The sequence below is a fragment of the Massilia puerhi genome (assembly GCF_009861485.1).
Genome location: NZ_WOFW01000001.1, coordinates 284,978 through 302,431 on the forward strand (window position 1 = coordinate 284,978; position 17,454 = coordinate 302,431).

Annotated in this window: 15 protein-coding genes and 1 tRNA gene; 3 read left to right on the forward strand and 13 right to left on the reverse strand. The window is 65.4% G+C overall.

Annotated elements, in window-relative coordinates; translation table 11 throughout:
• Positions 1-8 precede the first annotated feature (8 nt).
• On the reverse strand, positions 9-563 hold the full coding sequence (locus GNT67_RS01235; protein ID WP_201447550.1) for a KdsC family phosphatase: 555 nt from the start codon (positions 561-563) through the stop codon (positions 9-11).
• Positions 563-1,585: a KpsF/GutQ family sugar-phosphate isomerase gene (locus GNT67_RS01240; RefSeq protein ID WP_370659212.1), complete on the reverse strand. Its 1,023-nt coding sequence runs from the start codon at positions 1,583-1,585 to the stop codon at positions 563-565. Before GNT67_RS01240 ends, GNT67_RS01235 begins: the two co-directional genes overlap by 1 nt.
• A gap of 132 nt (positions 1,586-1,717) precedes the next feature.
• On the opposite strand from GNT67_RS01240, the gene GNT67_RS01245 reads away from it, so the two are divergent.
• Positions 1,718-3,697, forward strand: a complete 1,980-nt coding sequence (locus tag GNT67_RS01245; protein ID WP_159627846.1) for a monovalent cation:proton antiporter family protein — start codon at positions 1,718-1,720, stop codon at positions 3,695-3,697.
• A gap of 41 nt (positions 3,698-3,738) precedes the next feature.
• Here the strand turns inward: GNT67_RS01245 and GNT67_RS01250 are convergent, their stop codons facing one another.
• From GNT67_RS01250 to GNT67_RS01265, 4 genes are all read right to left on the reverse strand, one after another.
• Entirely contained in the window at positions 3,739-4,857 is a 1,119-nt protein-coding gene (locus GNT67_RS01250; RefSeq protein ID WP_159627848.1) for a DUF484 family protein, read from the reverse strand.
• 143 nt (positions 4,858-5,000) lie between these two features.
• Positions 5,001-5,852, reverse strand: a complete 852-nt coding sequence (locus tag GNT67_RS01255) for an MOSC domain-containing protein (RefSeq protein WP_159627850.1) — start codon at positions 5,850-5,852, stop codon at positions 5,001-5,003.
• Between the two features lie 146 nt (positions 5,853-5,998).
• Entirely contained in the window at positions 5,999-7,090 is a 1,092-nt protein-coding gene (gene ychF / locus GNT67_RS01260) for a redox-regulated ATPase YchF (RefSeq protein ID WP_147936429.1), read from the reverse strand.
• A 140-nt stretch (positions 7,091-7,230) separates the two neighbouring features.
• Positions 7,231-8,280 carry a patatin-like phospholipase family protein gene (locus GNT67_RS01265; RefSeq protein WP_159627852.1) on the reverse strand — a complete coding sequence of 350 codons (1,050 nt, stop codon included), beginning with the start codon at positions 8,278-8,280 and terminating at the stop codon, positions 7,231-7,233.
• Between the two features lie 153 nt (positions 8,281-8,433).
• On the opposite strand from GNT67_RS01265, the gene GNT67_RS01270 reads away from it, so the two are divergent.
• Complete coding sequence (locus GNT67_RS01270; RefSeq protein ID WP_159627854.1) at positions 8,434-10,317, forward strand: DUF3857 domain-containing transglutaminase family protein; 1,884 nt, start codon at positions 8,434-8,436, stop codon at positions 10,315-10,317.
• 3 nt (positions 10,318-10,320) lie between these two features.
• Here the strand turns inward: GNT67_RS01270 and pth are convergent, their stop codons facing one another.
• From pth to GNT67_RS01305, 7 genes are all read right to left on the reverse strand, one after another.
• Positions 10,321-10,905, reverse strand: a complete 585-nt coding sequence (gene pth / locus GNT67_RS01275; RefSeq protein ID WP_159627856.1) for an aminoacyl-tRNA hydrolase — start codon at positions 10,903-10,905, stop codon at positions 10,321-10,323.
• 159 nt (positions 10,906-11,064) lie between these two features.
• Positions 11,065-11,652, reverse strand: a complete 588-nt coding sequence (locus GNT67_RS01280; protein WP_159627858.1) for a 50S ribosomal protein L25/general stress protein Ctc — start codon at positions 11,650-11,652, stop codon at positions 11,065-11,067.
• Positions 11,653-11,853: 201 nt separating this feature from the next.
• A complete protein-coding gene (locus GNT67_RS01285; protein WP_159627860.1) occupies positions 11,854-12,804 on the reverse strand; it encodes a ribose-phosphate pyrophosphokinase in 951 nt (316 codons plus the stop codon).
• 146 nt (positions 12,805-12,950) lie between these two features.
• Positions 12,951-13,027: transfer RNA gene (locus tag GNT67_RS01290), tRNA-Gln, on the reverse strand.
• A gap of 69 nt (positions 13,028-13,096) precedes the next feature.
• Entirely contained in the window at positions 13,097-13,990 is an 894-nt protein-coding gene (gene ispE, locus GNT67_RS01295) for a 4-(cytidine 5'-diphospho)-2-C-methyl-D-erythritol kinase (protein WP_159627862.1), read from the reverse strand.
• Between the two features lie 3 nt (positions 13,991-13,993).
• Positions 13,994-14,590 carry an outer membrane lipoprotein LolB gene (locus tag GNT67_RS01300; RefSeq protein WP_159627864.1) on the reverse strand — a complete coding sequence of 199 codons (597 nt, stop codon included), beginning with the start codon at positions 14,588-14,590 and terminating at the stop codon, positions 13,994-13,996.
• Positions 14,591-14,658: 68 nt separating this feature from the next.
• Positions 14,659-16,488, reverse strand: coding sequence for a tetratricopeptide repeat protein (locus tag GNT67_RS01305; RefSeq protein WP_159627866.1), 1,830 nt, complete (start codon positions 16,486-16,488; stop codon positions 14,659-14,661).
• 120 nt (positions 16,489-16,608) lie between these two features.
• Here GNT67_RS01305 and mutM point away from each other — a divergent pair, with 120 nt between their 5' ends.
• Entirely contained in the window at positions 16,609-17,442 is an 834-nt protein-coding gene (gene mutM, locus GNT67_RS01310; protein ID WP_159627868.1) for a bifunctional DNA-formamidopyrimidine glycosylase/DNA-(apurinic or apyrimidinic site) lyase, read from the forward strand.
• Positions 17,443-17,454: the final 12 nt, after the last annotated feature.

Sequence of the window (17,454 nt, forward strand, 5' to 3'; positions counted from 1 at the left end):
GCGTGGCCTCAGGCGAAGTACGGCGCGAGCGCCTGGTCGTAGGTGCCCTGGGCGCGCATCACGAGGTCGCACACCTCGCGCACCGCGCCGCGCCCGCCGCCATTTTTGGTGACGTAGTGCGCGCGGTGCTGCACCTCGGGATGGCCGGACGGCACGGCGACGGCGAAGCCGACGCGCGCGAACAGCGGCAGGTCGATCACGTCGTCGCCGATATAGCCGCACTGCTCGGCCGTGAAGCCGGTGGCTTCGAGCAGCTTGGCAAAGCCGATGCGCTTGTCGTGGATGCCCTGGTGGACGTGCGAGATGCCCAGGTCGGCCGCGCGCTTGACGACGATCGGCGACAGGCGCGCGCTGATGATCGCGGTCTGCACCCCGGTTTTATTCAACAGCTGGATGCCCAGGCCGTCGAGGACGTTGAAGGTCTTGGTGACTTCGCCGTCCGGGCCATAGGTCAGGCTGCCGTCGGTCAGCACGCCGTCGACGTCGAAGATCATGACCTTGACGCGCGCCGCCCGTTCCATATGGGCCAGGGGGGTGATGGCCGGGATAAAGGAGTCGCTCATCAGATCACCTTGGCGCGGGTCAGGTCGTGGATGTGCAGCGCACCGACCAGGCGATCGTCGTCGTCGACCACCAGCATCTGGTTGATGCGGAATTCTTCCATCACGGCGACGGCGTCGACCGCGAGCTGGTCGGGACGCACGCGGCGCGGATTGGCGTGCATCACGTCGCGGATCTGGATATTCGAAAAGTCGTGCATGCGCTCGATCACGCGGCGCAAGTCGCCGTCGGTGAACACGCCGACCGGACGCCCTTCGGCATCGACGACGGCGGTCATGCCCAGGCCCTTGCGGGTCACTTCGAGCAGCGCCTCGACCAGCGAGGTCTCTGGCGCCACGCTCGGCACCGCATCACCGCTGCGCATCACGTCGCGCACATGGGTCAAGAGGCGCCGGCCCAGGGCGCCGCCCGGATGCGACAGCGCGAAATCCTGTTCGCGGAAACCGCGCGCGTCGAGCAGCGCCACGGCCAGCGCGTCGCCCATGGCCAGGGTCACGGTGGTGCTGGTGGTCGGCGCCAGGTTGAGCGGGCAGGCCTCTTTGTCGACCGCGATGTTCAGGTGGACGTCGGCCAGCCGGGCCAGGCGCGAGGCCGGTTTGCCGGTCATGGCGATCACGCGCGCGCCGAGGCGCTTGACGGCCGGCAGGATGTCGAGGATCTCGGACGATTCGCCCGAATTGGAAATCGCGATCACCACGTCGTTCTTCGTGACCATGCCCAGGTCGCCGTGCGCGGCTTCGCCCGGGTGCATGAAGAAGGCCGGGGTACCGGTGGAGGCCAGGGTGGCGGCGATCTTGCGGCCGATGTGGCCCGACTTGCCCATCCCGGAGACGACCACGCGGCCGTCGCAGGACATGATCAGCTGGGCCGCGTTCACGAAACTGTCGTCGTCGCCCAGGCGCGCCTGCAGCGCGCCGATGGCGTCGGCTTCGATCGACAGCGTTTCGCGACCCAGGTCCAGCACGCGCCGGGCCAGGGTTTCGTCAAAACTTTTCAGCATTATTTTTTCATCGGTTACACTCATTTTGGCAGTATAAACGAATTGGGAAAGCAAAAAACTTGCCAGTCGTAACAAACGATAACAAGCACGGTCCGCACCACACGCCGGGCGTGCAAGAAAACCAACATCCAGCCCCGCCTGCCCATTACGCCGCCGATGCATTCCGGTCTTGAACTCACCCTCCTCCTGCTGGGCTGCGCCGTCCTGGGCGTGGTCCTGTTCCGCAGCCTGCAACTGCCGCCGATGCTCGGCTACCTGGCCGTCGGCGTCCTGATCGGCCCCCATGCCCTGGCCCTGGCCGAGGACAGCCCCACCACCCATGCACTGGGCGAGTTCGGGGTGGTGTTCCTGATGTTCTCGATCGGGCTCGAATTCTCGCTCGGGCAACTGCGCGCGATGCGGCGCATCGTGTTCGGACTGGGCTTGGCGCAGGTGGTGTCGACGATCGTGGCGGCGATGGGGATCGCTCTGCTGGCGGCCTATGCCTTCCCGCGGATTGCCCTCGGCTGGCAGGCCGCCTTCGCGCTGGGCGGGGCGCTGGCCATGTCGTCGACGGCGATCGTGGTCAAGCTGCTCACCGAGCGGCTCGAACTCGAGAGCGAGCACGGACGGCGCATCGTGGGCATCCTGCTGTTCCAGGACCTGGCGGTGGTGCCGCTCTTGATCATGATCCCGGCGCTGGCGCGCGATCCGGAAGACCTGGCCATCACCCTCGGCGTGGAGGCGCTCAAGGCGGCGCTGGTACTGGCGCTGCTGCTGTTCTTCGGCCAGAAGCTGATGGGGCGCTGGTTCACGATCGTCGCCAAGCGCCGCTCGCAGGAGCTGTTCATGCTCAACCTGCTGCTGGTGACCCTGGGCGCGGCCTGGATCACCGAGCAGGCCGGCCTGTCGCTGGCGCTGGGCGCCTTCGTGGCCGGCATGCTGATCTCGGAGACGCCCTATAAACATCAGGTGGAAGAAGACATCAAACCGTTTCGCGACGTGCTATTGGGGCTGTTCTTCATCACCATCGGCATGCTGCTCGACCTGCGCATGGTGATCCAGCACTGGTGGCTGGTGCTGCTGTTGCTGGCGTTGCCGGTGCTGCTCAAATTCGGTCTGATCGCCCTGCTCGCGCGCGCCTTCGGCGCCGCGCCCGGCACCGCCATGCGCACCGGCCTGGCGCTGGCCCAGGCCGGTGAATTCAGCTTCGTGCTATTGAATCACGCCTCCGGCTCGAAGCTGGTCGATCCGTTCGTGCTGCAGCTGGTGCTGGCGTCGATGGTGCTGTCGATGCTGCTCGCGCCCTTTATCATCGGATCGATGGACCGGATCACGATGAAGCTGGCGGCCAACGAGTGGATGATGCAGTCGCTGCAGCTGACCCAGATCGCCACCCGCACCATGCAGGCCCAGAAGCACGTGATCATCGCCGGCTTCGGGCGCAGCGGCCAGAGCCTGGCCACCCTGCTCAAGGAAGAAGCGCTGCCCTGGCATGCGCTGGACCTGGATCCGGAACGGGTGCAAGAGGCGCGCTCGGCCGGCGCCACCGTCTCGTATGGCGATGCGGCGCGGCGCGAAAGCCTGGTCGCGGCCGGCATTCATCGCGCGAGTGCATTGGTGATCACCTTTGCCGATACGCGCCAGGCCTTGAAGGTGCTGCACCTGGTGCACGAGCTGGCGCCGTCCTTGCCGGTGATCGTGCGCAGCCATGACGACGGCGACATGGACGTGCTCAAGGCGGCCGGCGCCACCGAGGTGGTGCCGGAAGCGCTCGAGAGCAGCCTGATGCTGGCCTCGCACGCGCTGGTGACGCTGGGCGTGCCGCTGCGGCGCGTGGTGCACCGGGTGCAGGCGGCGCGCGACGAGCGCTATGCGAGCTTGCGCGGCTACTTCCACGGGGCGGGCGACAGCCTTGCCAATCTCGAGCCCGGGTATGTGCGGCTGCATTCGGTGCGGCTGCATGCGCAGGCCGCCGCGGTCGGCCGCAGCCTGGCCCAGCTAAGTCTGGAGGATCTCGCGGCCGAGGTGACGGTGGTGCGGCGCGCTGGCGAGGATGTGGCGCCGGGGCCGGAGGTGGTGCTGGCCGCGGGCGATGTCATCGTGGTACGGGGGGATGGCGAGGCGATCAGCCGGGCCGAAGATCGGCTGCTATGACGTCGTACGGTTGGCGGCCGCACCGCCAACCGTACCGCAATTTATGCGAAGGTGACGACTTTGTTGCGGCCACCGGCCTTGGCCTGGTAAAGGGCCGCGTCGGCCGACGCCACCAGGTCTTGCGCCACGCCTTCGACCGCATTGTCGCGTGCAAAATCGGACAGCGCGGCGACCCCGATCGATACCGTCACGTCGACCCGCTCGCCGCCGCTCAACTCCACCGGATGGGCGGCCACGCTGGCGCGGATGCGCTGCGCGACCATGCTCGCGCTGTCGAGGTCGGCATCGATCAGGAGCACCACGAATTCCTCGCCGCCGAAGCGCCCGAGCGCATCCGACATGCGCAGCTCGGCCTTGATGCGGCCGCACACCTCGCGCAGCACGTCGTCCCCGCCCTGGTGGCCGACGGTATCGTTGACGCGCTTGAAGTGGTCGATGTCGATATACATGCAGGACAGGCGATAGCCCTGGCGCCGCGCGCGCGCGATCTCTTCCTGCAGGCGCCGGTCCATGTAGCGGCGGTTGTAGACGCCGGTGAGCGAATCGGTGAGGCCGATGTACTTGAGCATCTCGTTGCTGATCACGTTTTCCAGGCAGATCGCGATGATCGAGCCCATGTGCTCGACGAAATCGGTGCCCAGGCTCGGCGTGAAGCGGGTCGGATCGGTGCTGCCCAGGTTGAGGCTGCCTATCAGGCGCGTGTTGCGCAACAGCGGCACCAGGGCCACGCTTTGCAGGCCGGCTGGCGGATGCGGGAACATGGCGCAGTGCCGGGACGGCGCATACGCGCCCAGGATCGGCAGCGGGCGCCGCTCGGGCGACATGTCGAAGCCGAGTTCGACCGCGTGTTCACAGAACATCAGGTTGGGGAACTGTTCGAAATCGACGCCCAGGCGGTGCATGACCGTGTAGATGTCGGCATCGGGGTCGACCAGGGACAGGGTGACGATGTCGAGTTCCGAGATGATCGGCAAGGTGCGAAAGATCGTGCCAACCAGGTCGGGGAAGCTGCCGGCGCCGACGATCTGCAGGTCGAAGGCCTGGTGGCGGCACATGATTTCGTGGTTGCGTTCGGCCTGCTCGAGCAGGTACGCCATGCGCGCGCGCAAGGTCTGGTTTTCCGCCATCAGTTCTCGCGTCGACGCGCTCGGCTCATGCATGGAGCATTCCTTTCAGCAATAACCGTAACATTACGCCATCCACCCTTGCTTGGATATGAAAAAACGCCTGTCCTTACCGGCGGATGGGCGAATTTGCGACAGTGTCGCGGTGTCGCTGGCGGCGGCGGAGCGCGTGCGGGGGCTTAGAAAGCGAGCTCGGCGTCCAGCTCCTGGCCGACGCGCAGGGTGAGGCCGATGCCGGACTGGACGACGACATTCATGCCCAGCGTGACGGCGCCGTCCATGCGGGCGTTGGCGCGGTAGGTTTGCAGGATGTCGAGCGGGTCGGGGCCGGGGACGCCGGTGGACTGGTCGACCGAGGGGATGGGGCAGCGGGCGCAGGGTTTGACGGGGCGCAGGCTGATGTCGCCATCGGTGAAGGCGGCCACGAAGTCTTCTTCGAAGGCGTCGATGCCCTGCACGACCATATTGGGGCGGAAGCGGTTCATGGGCAGTTGTTCGCGACCGGCATTGTTCAGCCTGGTGTTCAGGTCGTCGAGCGAGGACTGGCCGATCAGCAGGATCGGGTAGCCATCGGAGAAACGGGAGGCTGCCGGTGGGCCATCGGTTCCCGTCCATTTGGTGCTGGTTGGACGGTGGACGTCGGGGCGGAAGCGCACCAGGCGGCATGGCGCGCCGATGGCGTCGGAGAACCAGGCGGCGGCATGCTCGCCGCAGTCGGCGGCTATGACATGGTCGTCCCAGATGAGCACTTCGATGGCCGGTGCATCCGGGTCATGCGCGAGCGGCAGGCCGATGGCGGGCAAGCCGGGGGCGTCGACCACCAGTTCATTTGCCTCGATGCGTGGAGTGACGGTTGCCATGCGCGGGTATTCGCGCTGGGTCAGGAACAGGCCTTCGCGGGTGACTACCATCCATTCGCGGTCGTGCACGCCGCCCGCCGACAGGCCGTCGAGGGCGAGGCGGGCTTCGGGGACGGACAGGCCGGCGCAGGATTTGATCGGGTAGATGACGAGTTCGGAGAGAGTGGCCATGCTGTCGCGGTCGTACGGTGGAGGCGGATAGTATGGCAGCAATCGGGGTGGCTGGCATAGCTCTTTGACCATATTGCCGACCCGGGGCCTGGCATGGCGAAATTCGTACCGGCGCAAAAAAGGGCTCCGAAGAGCCCTTTTGAAGATCAGACGTTGAACAGGAAGTTCAACACATCGCCATCCTTGACGATGTATTCCTTGCCCTCGGCGCGCATCTTGCCCGCTTCCTTGGCGCCCGACTCCCCTTTGTAGGTCAGGAAATCATCATACGAAATGGTCTGCGCGCGAATGAAGCCACGCTCGAAGTCGGTGTGGATCACGCCGGCAGCCTGCGGCGCGGTCGCGCCGATCGCCACGGTCCAGGCGCGCACTTCCTTCACACCGGCCGTGAAGTAAGTCTGCAGACCCAGCAGCTTGAACGCCGCGCGGATCAGACGATCCAGGCCCGGTTCGTCCATACCCATATCGCCCAGGAAATCAGCCTTGTCGGCATCGTCCATCTCGGCGATTTCCGATTCGATCGACGCGCAAATGGCCACGATCGGCGCGTTCTGCTTGTTGGCGAACTCGGTCAGCTGGTCCAGCAGCGGGTTGTCCTTGAAACCGGTATCCGACACATTGGCCACAAACATCGCCGGCTTGGCGGTGATCAGGTGCAGCGGATAGATGATCGCCATTTCTTCGGCATCCAGGCCGATGGTGCGCACTGGCTGGCCTTCGTTCAGGTGCGGCAGCACGCGTTCGAGCAGGGCGACCAGCTTGGCCGCGTCCTTGTCGCCCGAGCGCGCCTTCTTCTGCTCGCGGTGGATGGCTTTCTCGACGGTGCCCATGTCGGCCAGCGCCAGCTCGGTCTGGATGACTTCGATGTCGTCGATCGGGCTGACCTTGCCGGCCACGTGGATCACGTTCGGGTCTTCGAAGCAGCGCACCACGTTGACGATGGCGTCGGTTTCGCGGATGTGCGACAGGAACTGGTTGCCCAGGCCCTCGCCCTTCGAGGCGCCGGCCACCAGGCCCGCGATGTCGACGAATTCGACGATGGCCTTGACCACGCGTTCCGGCTTGACGATGGCCGACAGCGCATCGATGCGCGGATCCGGCACCTCGACCACGCCCACGTTCGGCTCGATGGTGCAGAACGGGTAGTTTTCAGCCGGGATGCCGGCCTTGGTCAGTGCGTTGAACAGGGTGGATTTGCCAACGTTGGGCAGGCCGACGATGCCGCATTTGAGGGTCATGGGAACTCTTTCAGATTCGATAAACGCGAGCGATCAAGCAACCGCTCTAAACCCTGCATTGTAACCCGGACCGGCGAAGCTGCCGCAAAAAACGGCGCTGCCAATGGCTGCTACAACGCCCGAGTTTTCACTCTGACAAGCTAGATCGGCTGGACGCGGCCCAGGTCCGGCCGCAAGGCGAACTCGGCCAACTCATCGCGCAGGCGCTCTCCTTCGCCGATCGCGCGCTTCCAGTGGCGAATCCGCGCGTCATGGTCCAGGCCATGGAACTTGAAGTCGGCCCGGTCCGGCAATTTGCCGCGCGGCAGCGTGCGCAGGAATGCCTCGGACGGCGCCACCAGCAAGACATTATCGAGCCAGCCACGGTTGGCCCCACGCGCCGCCCTTCTCCACGGGAAACCCTTGTCGAGCCAGCCCGGCACGATGTGCTGGGTAAAGTGCGGGTACAAGACCAGCTCGCCCTGCGCCCTGGAATACGGCAGCGCCAGGTGGTAGTCGATGATGCCGCCATCCCAATAGCTGCCGGCGGGCGCCTCGGCGATGCCCGTCACCGCCTTCATGAGCAGCGGCAGCGTGCCCGAAGCCAGCAAGCCCGGCGCCAGGTTGTCGCGCGTGAGCCGCGAGAAATGCGTATTGAAACTGTCGAAGCGCTCGCGCAGCCAGGGCGCCTGGCTACGCGCATCGCCAATCACGACCCGCTCCATCAGGCGTCCCAGCCAGGCGCGCGAACCGGCATTGTGCAGCGCGGCCGACACGAAGCCGCGCAGCTCGGCATGGCGGTGCGCCGGCGCCGCCAGCGAACGCAGGCCGCGTACGGTCAGCAGATGCAGCCGGTAATGCGCGTGGTTGATGATGTCGTCTTCATGCCCGCGCACCAGTTCACTCAACAGGCCCTGCACGACCTCGTCGATGTCTTGCGGCGTCGGCTTGAGGCGCGCGTAGCGCTGCCCCGCATACAACTGCCCCAGCAGGGCGAACGCCTTGACCGGATCCTTCTGGCAGGCCGCGGCCATGCGCCAGGCGCCGATCGAGGCGCCGATCAGCGTGCGTTCGCGCGGCTGCGCCGGAAACCACTCGCCAAACAGCCACTGGTCCAGCGACTGGAAGATCAGCCCCTTGGGCCCGCCGGCCGCGGCCGGCACGATGGCCACGTCCTGGGCCCGCAAGCCGTGTTCTGCAATCTGCGCCATGGCCAGGGGCCCGGCGTGAAATGTGAGCGCCTTCATGCCGAAATTATCGCAGGAATATCGCGACAACATCGCAACAAGCGCGTGCTTGTGCCCGATCAAATCTGCCGAGTCCCCCCTGCGTACCATGAGTCGGTCGCGTGTCCGGAGAGTGTCATGCATCTGCGCTTCGTCGTCATGCTGTGCCTGCTTCTATGCCCATTGCTGAGTCTGCTGCCCGCAGCGGCGCGTGCGCTCGAGGCCGACAGCGGCACCGACCGCTCGGTGATCGTCGACCGCCACGTCCAGCACTTCGTGGTCGAGACCGGCGGCGGCTACACGCTCACGGTCGAGCAGGCCAAGACCATCGTCAACCGCGCGGCGCTGCACGAGCACGGCCAGTTCTACATCGGCTACAACCAGTCGCTCGACGAAGTCATCTCCGTCGAGGCGCATACCCACAAGGCCGACGGCCGGCGCCTGGCGGTGCAGCCGCACCAGATCCGCGACCAGCAAGAAGCCGCCTCGATCGACGCCCCCATGTTCCAGGACACCCGCCTCAAGATCGTCGTCTTCCCCGACGTCGAGGCCGGCGACAAGGTCGCGGTGCGCTACGTCGTGCGGCGCCACACGCCGCTGTTTCCCGGCCACTTCGAAGACCTGACCTCGGCGCGCTTCCAGCGCCAGCGCGACTTCCGCCTGATCTACGACATGCCGGCCTCGATGCCGCTGCACGCCGATGCGGCCGGTTTCGACCCGATCGCCGCCACCAGCACGCCCGCGCTCGCCGTCGGCAAGCGCCGCTACGCCTGGCGCTATGCCGACGGCGACAACGCGCGCCTCGAGGCCGCGTCGGTCAGTTATCTCGACTACGGCAAGCGGCTCGCGGTGTCGACCTTCCCCGACTACGCCGCCTTCGCGCGCGCCTACCAGGAACGCGCCGCCGGCAAGGCGCTGCCCGACGATACCGTGGCGGCGCTGGCGGCCACCATCACCAATGGCATGGTCGAGCGCCGCAGCCGCGCGATCGCCCTGTCCGACTGGGTGCGCAAGAACGTGCGCTATGTCGGCGTCTATCTCGGCCCCGGCGGCGTGGTGCCGCACCCGGCGGCCAGCGTGCTGGCCAACCGCTACGGCGACTGCAAGGACCACGCCACCCTGCTCGAGGCCCTGCTGGCCAGTGCCGGCATCGACAGCACCGTGGCGCTGGTCAACAATGGCGACGCCTATCGCCTGCCCGATGTGCCCACGCTGGGCGTGCTGAACCACGCGATCGTCTATATCCCCTCGCTGCAGCTGTATCTCGACCCGACCGCCGAATCGGTGGCGGGCGGCTTCCTGCCCGCGTCCCTGCTCGGCAAGCCTGCGGTACTGGCGCGTTCCGGCCAGTTCGCGCTGATCCCCTTCTTCCAGCCGGCGCGCAGCCGCACGTTTACCCAGTTCGACATCCAGTCCGATGGCAGCAGCCGCTTCAGGGTCACGCGCACCAGTAGCGGCGCCCAGGCCGAGCCCTACCGGCGCGTGGTGCGCGCCACGCCACCGGCCGAGCGCGACCGCTTCGTCGAACGGATGCTGCAAGGGCTCGGCCAGCAAGGCGGCGGCGTGCTCGAGCCGGGCGATACCGAGGGCGTGGCCGACGACTATACGCTGTCGTTCCGCGGCGCCAGCAGCGGTTTCACGCAATTGCCGGGCCCGGCCGGGCTGGCTACCACCTACAATTTCTGGGGAGGATTGGGCGACGCCGTGTTCGCCTTCACGCAAGAGCCCGAGCGGCGCCAGGATTTCGTGTGTCCATCGATCGATGCCGAGGACGAACTGCGCTTCTACCTGCCGAAACGCGCGCAGGTGCTGGCCCTGCCGCGCGCCATCAAGGTAGAAGATATCAATTTCGCCTATCGCTCGCACTACCAGCGGCGGGGTGCGCTGGTGACGGTCAAGCGCCAGCTCAAGTTCCGGCATACGGCGGCGACCTGCTCGCCCGACGACTACCGGCGCATGCGGCCAGCGCTCGAGCGCATGGTGCGCGACCTGCGCTCGCAGGTCGTGGTCAGGGGCGGATGAGGTTCAGGCTGTGTGCAACTGCATCGTGGCCACATCGAGCTTGCCTTCGCACACCAGCGGGATGATGCGCAGGCTCTTGTCGATCGATTCCTCGATCAGGCTTTGCTCGTCGCGGCGCGGGCGGTGCAGCACGAAATCGGCGACGGCTTGCTGCAGGCTCAGGCTGCGCGGATGGCCGATGCCCAGGCGCAGGCGCCAGTATTCCTGGGTGCCGAGCGCGGCGGTGATGTCCTTCAAGCCATTGTGGCCGCCCGAAGAACCGCCCTTCTTGAGCTTGGCGACACCCGGCATCAGGTCGAGCTCGTCGTGCACGACCAGCACTTCGTCCGGATTGATTTTATAAAAACGCGCCAGCGCGCCGACCGACTGGCCGGAACGGTTCATATAGGTCTGCGGTTCGAGCAGCCAGACGTCATTGCCCGAGATCGAGGTCTTGGCCACCAGCGCATTGAAACGCGATTCGCGCTGCAGGCGGCAGCCAGGCAGGCTGTTGGCCAGGTTGTCGACCAGCCAGAAGCCGGCGTTGTGGCGGGTTTGTTCATATTCCGGGCCAGGGTTGCCGAGGCCGACGATCAGACGAATGGACATGCGTGGGTCTTTTGGGAAAAGATCGATTATCGCCTAAACACGGTGCTCGGCGTACATAACGGGCGTCAAACCGGCGCCATCGCAAAAACAAAAACCCGCCGGGCAAGCCACGGCGGGTTTTCATGCGACGCGCCGCCGGAGCGGCGCGATCAGCCGATATTACTCGGCAGCGTCAGCAGCAGCGGCTGCGCCACGTGGGATCGACGAGGTGACAACGGTCAGGTTCTGGCCGTGGGTCAGCGCGGTCACGCCTTCTGGCAGGACCAGGTCGCCGGTGTGGATCGACTGGCCGGCTTCCAGCTTCGACAGGTCGACTTCGATGAACTCTGGCAGTTGACCTGGCAGGCAGGACACTTCGACTTCGTTCAGCACGTGCGAGATCACAGCGCTGCTCAGCTTGACGGCAGGCGAGATCTCGGCGTTCACGAAGTGCAGGGTGACCTTGGTGTGGATTGGCTTCGAGGTGTCGACGCGCTGGAAGTCAGCGTGCAGGACCAGTTGCTTGAATGCGTGCATCTGGAAGTCACGCAGCAGCACTTGCTGGGTCTTGCCGTCGATTTCCAGATCCAGCACGGAACCGTGGAATGCTTCTTTCTTGAGCGCGTGGTACAACGCGTTGCCGTCCAGGGCGATCAGTGCCGGGGCTTCGGTGCCACCGTAGATGATGCCTGGGGTCTGGCCAGCGTTGCGCAGGCGGCGGCTCGCTCCGGTGCCCTGTTGAGTGCGGTTAAAAGCGACTACTTTCATGTGAAACTCCAAATAAATCGGGCCCGAATGCCGCAGAATTTTCCACGACCCGGCTACCCAGTGGTGACCGTCCCCGCGACCAGGGACAATCAAGAACGAGCGCCAGCGTGCGCGCTCAAGAAATACGGTAAATCCCGAATGCTACAACGGCGCGCCGGCTTTTGGAGCCAGGCGCGCCGCGAAAACCAGCGACTGATCAGCTTAGTCGACGAACAGCGAAATCACCGAGTCGCCCTTGACGATCCGCTTGAAGGTCTCGGCCAGCAGCGGCGCGCACGACACTTGGCGGATTTTTTCGCAGGCGGCGCCAGCGGCGCTGAGTGGAATGGTGTCGGTAACGACCAGCTCGTCGAGCGGCGAGTTCGCAATGCGATCGATCGCCGGGCCGGACAGCACTGGGTGGGTACAGTAGGCAACCACCTTCTTGGCGCCGCGCTCCTTGAGCACTTCGGCAGCCTTGCACAGCGTGCCTGCGGTATCGACCATGTCATCCATGATCACGCAGTTGCGGCCTTCGACTTCACCGATGATGTTCATCACTTCCGACACGTTCGCCTTCGGGCGACGCTTGTCGATGATCGCCAGGTCGCAGCCCAGGCGCTTGGCCAGGGCACGGGCACGCACCACGCCGCCGACGTCGGGCGACACGACCAGCAGGTCGTCGTAGTTGCGCTTCTGCAGGTCGCCCAGCAGGATCGGCGACGCATAGATATTGTCGACCGGGATGTCGAAGAAACCTTGAATCTGGTCAGCGTGCAAGTCCATGATCAGGACGCGCTCGACGCCGGCTTCTTCGAGCATGTTCGCGACGACCTTGGCCGAGATCGCGACACGCGCCGAACGCGGGCGGCGGTCCTGGCGGGCGTAACCGAAGTAAGGAATGGCGGCGGTGATGCGGCCGGCCGAAGCGCGCTTGAGGGCGTCGACCATCAGCATGATTTCCATCAGGCTGTCGTTGGTCGGGGCGCAAGTCGATTGCAGGACGAAGACGTCCTTGCCGCGCACGTTCTCGTTGATCTCGACCATGACTTCGCCGTCGGAGAACTTCGAGACGACTGCTTTACCGAGAGGAATGCCGAGGCTTTTTGCGACCCCCTCTGCTAGTGCCGGATTGGCATTGCCGGTAAAAACCATCAGGTTTTCGTAAGCCATGGGAGTCCCAAAAGGTAAGAAGCGTTAATACGGTAGAAAAACAATCAGCCGGATTAACCGGCTGATTAGCTTGCTGACGGGGCGCTCGGCACCACATCGCGAATCTTCTTGCTGGACGCTACGGCATCGACAGGACAAGAAAACTTTGGCAGGGGAACAAGGATTCGAACCTTGGTATGCCGGAATCAAAATCCGGTGCCTTAACCAGCTTGGCGATTCCCCTACACGACCTTTACTGCTTGCCGCTGCGTGCTACCAGTGCTACCAGTGCTGCGACAGGCAAGATTTTATTCTACAACCTAGTGATTTGCAAGAGCGATTTCATCAGCGGGTGTGTCTTCAACGACTTCGCTTTCCATGCCGTCCACCTGCCCGGCACTTGCGCCAACACCAGGTTGGCAGCGTCTTCGCTGGAGAACGCGCAAAACACGCACGCCCCTGAGCCAGTCATCCTGGCATCGCCATGGCTGCTCAACCATTCAACCGCCTCTGCCACCGGCGGGAACAGGCGCATCGCCACGTCCTGCAAATCATTTTTCCCAAAACCAACCGTAGTGCATGAATCGGTGTGCCTGGAAAAGTCCGCTATTCTGACCGGCTTTGAATCTCTTGTCAAATCCGGCGCAGAAAAAATTGCGGGCGTCGGCACGGCCACGCCAGGCTCGATCACCACATACCAGCAATCCGGCCCCGGCACCGCCTGCAAGGCCTCGCCCACGCCCTCCGCGAAGGCGGTCTCTCCGAACAGGAAGAACGGAATGTCGGCCCCCAGCGGCAGGCCCAGCGCCATCAACTCTTCGCGCGTCAAGCCGGCATCCCACAAGGCGTTGGCCGCCATCAGCGCCGTTGCCGCATCCGACGAGCCGCCACCGAGACCGCCGCCCATGGGCAAGATTTTTTCCACCGCCACCGAGATGCCGGGCGGCAGGTGGCCATGCCGGCGCGCGTACTCGGCCTGCAGCAGGCGCAGCGCGCGGATGACCAGGTCCTGGTCCTCCGGCACGCCCGGCACCTCGTTGGTGCGGTGGATGACGTCATCGTCGCGCACGTCGAAGTGCAGCCGGTCGGCGCGGTCGATCAATTGGAACACGCTTTGCAGCAAGTGATAGCCGTCGGCGCGACGGCCGGTGACGTGCAAGAACAGGTTCAGCTTGGCCGGGGCCGGGCAATCGTGCAGCGAACGCATGGATCAAGCCGCCGGCAAGACAACGATGCGGATCGCCAGGTCCGTGATGTCGCCCGAGGCGGCGCGCTCGGCCTGGATCAGGCGCGGGGCCGGCTGCGGCGCCGCCGGATCCTGCCATTCGACGAAGCGCAGGCGCCAGCCATCCCTGGTCGTCACACTATTGTTGGCCGGCGAAGCGCGAAAGCGCTGCCCCTGCGCGTCGAGCGCATAGCCCTGCAGCCAGTCGCGCAGGCCCGACACCGGCAGCGGCCAGCCCAAGGCCTGCTGGGTCAGGCTGTCGATATCGTCGGCCGTGCGCGGCGCCTGGCCACCCTGCACCAGGGTCGCCGAATTGGGCGTGACATTGATCGTGGCCACGGTCTGGCCCAGCGGCGAGATCAGGGCAACGTCAATTGCCCCAGGTCGCTGCTCCCAATTGAAATTGCCGGTGATCGACTCTTGCCTGCCATCTTTTTGATAATTGACCGACAGCTTGCCCGACAAATCAATGGTATCGCGGTAATCGCCCACCGTGGCGGTGGACAGCTTGGCGGTGCTGGTGGCGCAACCGGCCAGGGCGGCGGCGAAGGCAAGCAGGGTAAGACGTCGGGTCAGCGGCATAGGGAAGATCGAAAGTTGAACGAACGCGGCGGACAGCGCAAGGCCGGCCGCCGCCAGGCTGGATTATTTCACAGGGACAGCCGCAAGCGCGCCAGCGTCGTGCGCAGCGTGTCGTTCTGTGGATCCTTGGCGCGCGCCTCGCGCCACAGTTTCTGGGCCGCCGTCTTGTCCCCCTTCTGCCACAGTACCTCGCCCAGGTGGACCGCGATCTCGGGATCCTTGCGCAGGCCGTAGGCACGGCTCAGGTATTTCTCGGCTTCGGCCAGGTTGCCCATCCGGTAATGGACCCAACCCATGCTGTCCATGATGAAGGGATCGTCCGGCGCCATCTCGAGCGCCTTGGCGATCAGGCCGTAGGCCTCCTGCAGGCGCACATTGCGCTCGGCCAGCGAATAGCCGAGGGCGTTGTAGGCGTGGTGGTTGTCCGGCGCCTGCGCCATTACCTCACGCAATTGCGCTTCCATCACATCGACCTTGCCCAGCTTCTCGGCCAGCAGCGCGAAGTCGTACAGCAGGTCAGGGTTCTTGGGGAAGCGCCCGGTGGCCGCCTCCATCACCTGATAGGCTGCGTCGAGCTGGTTCGCTTCGCGCAGCAATTGCGCCTCGGCCGCCATGACTTGCGCCTGGCGCGCCGGTTCCTCGGGCTTGATCTCGCCCAGCAGGCGCCGCGCGCTGCCCAGGTCGCCGCCCTTGCCCACCACGTGGGCGCGGCGCAGCTGGGTATTGAAGCGGGTTTGCGGATCGGTGTTTTCAGGCACCTTGTCCAGCCATTGCAGGGCGCCGACCAGGTCGCCGCGCTCTTCGGCCAGCTGCGATAGGATCAATAGTGCCCGCGAAGGATCGCGTTCGTCTTCCGGGTTACGCCCCAGCACTTCCACGAAGCGGGTGAAATAGATTTCGGCGCCAGGCGCGTCGTTCATTTGCGTGGCCAGGATGCCCAGCGCATACAGATGGGCAGCATTGTCGGGCTGCGACTTGACCAGCAACTCGAACTCGCGCCGCGCGCCGACATAATCCTTGCGGTTGACTAGCACCCGGGCATAGGCCGCGCGCACGTCCGCCGCATTCGGATAGCTCTTGAGGAATTTCTGCATCATGGCCACCACCTGGGCCTCGTCCTCGGTGGTCTGGGCCAGCATCAAGAGGGCGAGCTCGGCATCCGGCCTGGCGGCCAATGCCGCCTGCGCCTCGCCGCGGGCCAGCGCCTTGTCGCCGCGCGCCAGCGCGATCTGGGCGCGCACGATGCGCGCCTCCATCGTGTTTTCATAGGGCCCGATCAGGCGTTCGAGCATGCCGATCGCCGCTTCCTTGTCCTTGGCGCGGCCCAGCAATTGCTGGACCTGGAACAGCAGCACGCCACGCCGCGCCGGCGTCGCTTCGCGCAGGCGCTGCTCGAAAATCGGTTCCAGTTCGGCGATCTTGTCGGAGGTGACGACCATGCCGACGAAATACTGGGTCGCTTCGTCGGACTCCGGATCGAGCTGGTACCACAGGCGCACCGCGGCCAGGGTGTCGTCGGCCTGCTTGGCGGCCACCGCCATCTCGGCGGCGCGCCGCGCCAGGCGTGGATCGCGGGTGCGCTGGGCCAGGTTGTAGACGGTCAGGTACGGCCCCTGCCAGTCGCCATTGCGGAAGGCGAATTCGGCCTTCATCATCTGTTCCAGCATGACCGGCGTCAGCTCGACCTTGGGCAGGCGTGCTTCTTCTTCGGCCCGCTGCTTGGCCGCCAGCTCCTCGTCGTCGAGCACGGGCTCGCCGTCTTGCGCGGCGGTTTGGTGCTGGCCCGACCCGGCCTGCTCGCCCGCTGCAAGGGACTGCTGTTGCGGCGTGGCAGCACATCCGGAGAGAAGGCCTGCAAGCAGCCCGGAGAGGGTTACAATGGCGAAAGCGTTTTTCAAAGCAAGTCCACTATTCCGAATTGATTTTTTGATTCTACGCTCATGCGCAGGCGCCCGCCGCGCATGAGCTGGGACTGCCCGTAGCGGCGGCTACCCGACTTTACACGATCTCCCTTTCCCATGCCTGAACTACCAGAAGTAGAAGTCACCCGGCGCGGTGTCGCGCCCCATATCGAAGGCCGCGTGGTCGAACAGGTCGTGTGCCGCCGCGATGGCCTGCGCTGGCCCTTCCCGCCCGGCCTGTCCGCGCTGCTGGCTGGCCGCCGCATCCTGGCCACCGGCCGGCGCGGCAAATATTTGCTGATCCACTTCGAGCACGGCACCCTGATCATCCACCTCGGCATGTCCGGCCACCTGCGCGTGCTGCCGCCAGGTATCGAGCCGCGCAAGCACGACCACTTCGACCTGGTCGTCAATGGCCCCGATGGCGTACAAGTGCTGCGCCTGCACGACCCGCGCCGCTTCGGCGCCGTGCTGTGGCATGCCAGCGAAGATGGCGAGCTCGACCAACACATCCTGCTGCGCGGCCTGGGCGTGGAACCGCTCGGCGAAGGGTTCGACGGCGCCCTGCTGCACCGCATGACGCGCCGGCGCAGCGCACCGATCAAGCAGGTGCTGCTGGCCGGCGACATCGTGGTAGGCGTCGGCAATATCTACGCCTGCGAAAGCCTGTTCCGGGCCGGGATCAGCCCGAAGACGGCGGCCTCGCGCATCAGCCGTGCGCGCTACGACCGGCTGGCCGCAGCGATCCGCGACATCCTGGCCGCCGCCATCGTCCAGGGCGGCAGTACCCTGCGTGACTTTATTGCTGTAAATGGGCAGTCTGGATATTTCCAGCAGACATATTTCGTCTATGATCGTGCTGGCGTGCCTTGCCGCCAGTGCGAAACGCCGGTGCGCCAGATCAAGCAGGGCCAGCGCTCCACCTTCTATTGCGCGCAGTGCCAGCGCTAGACGACCAGGGGC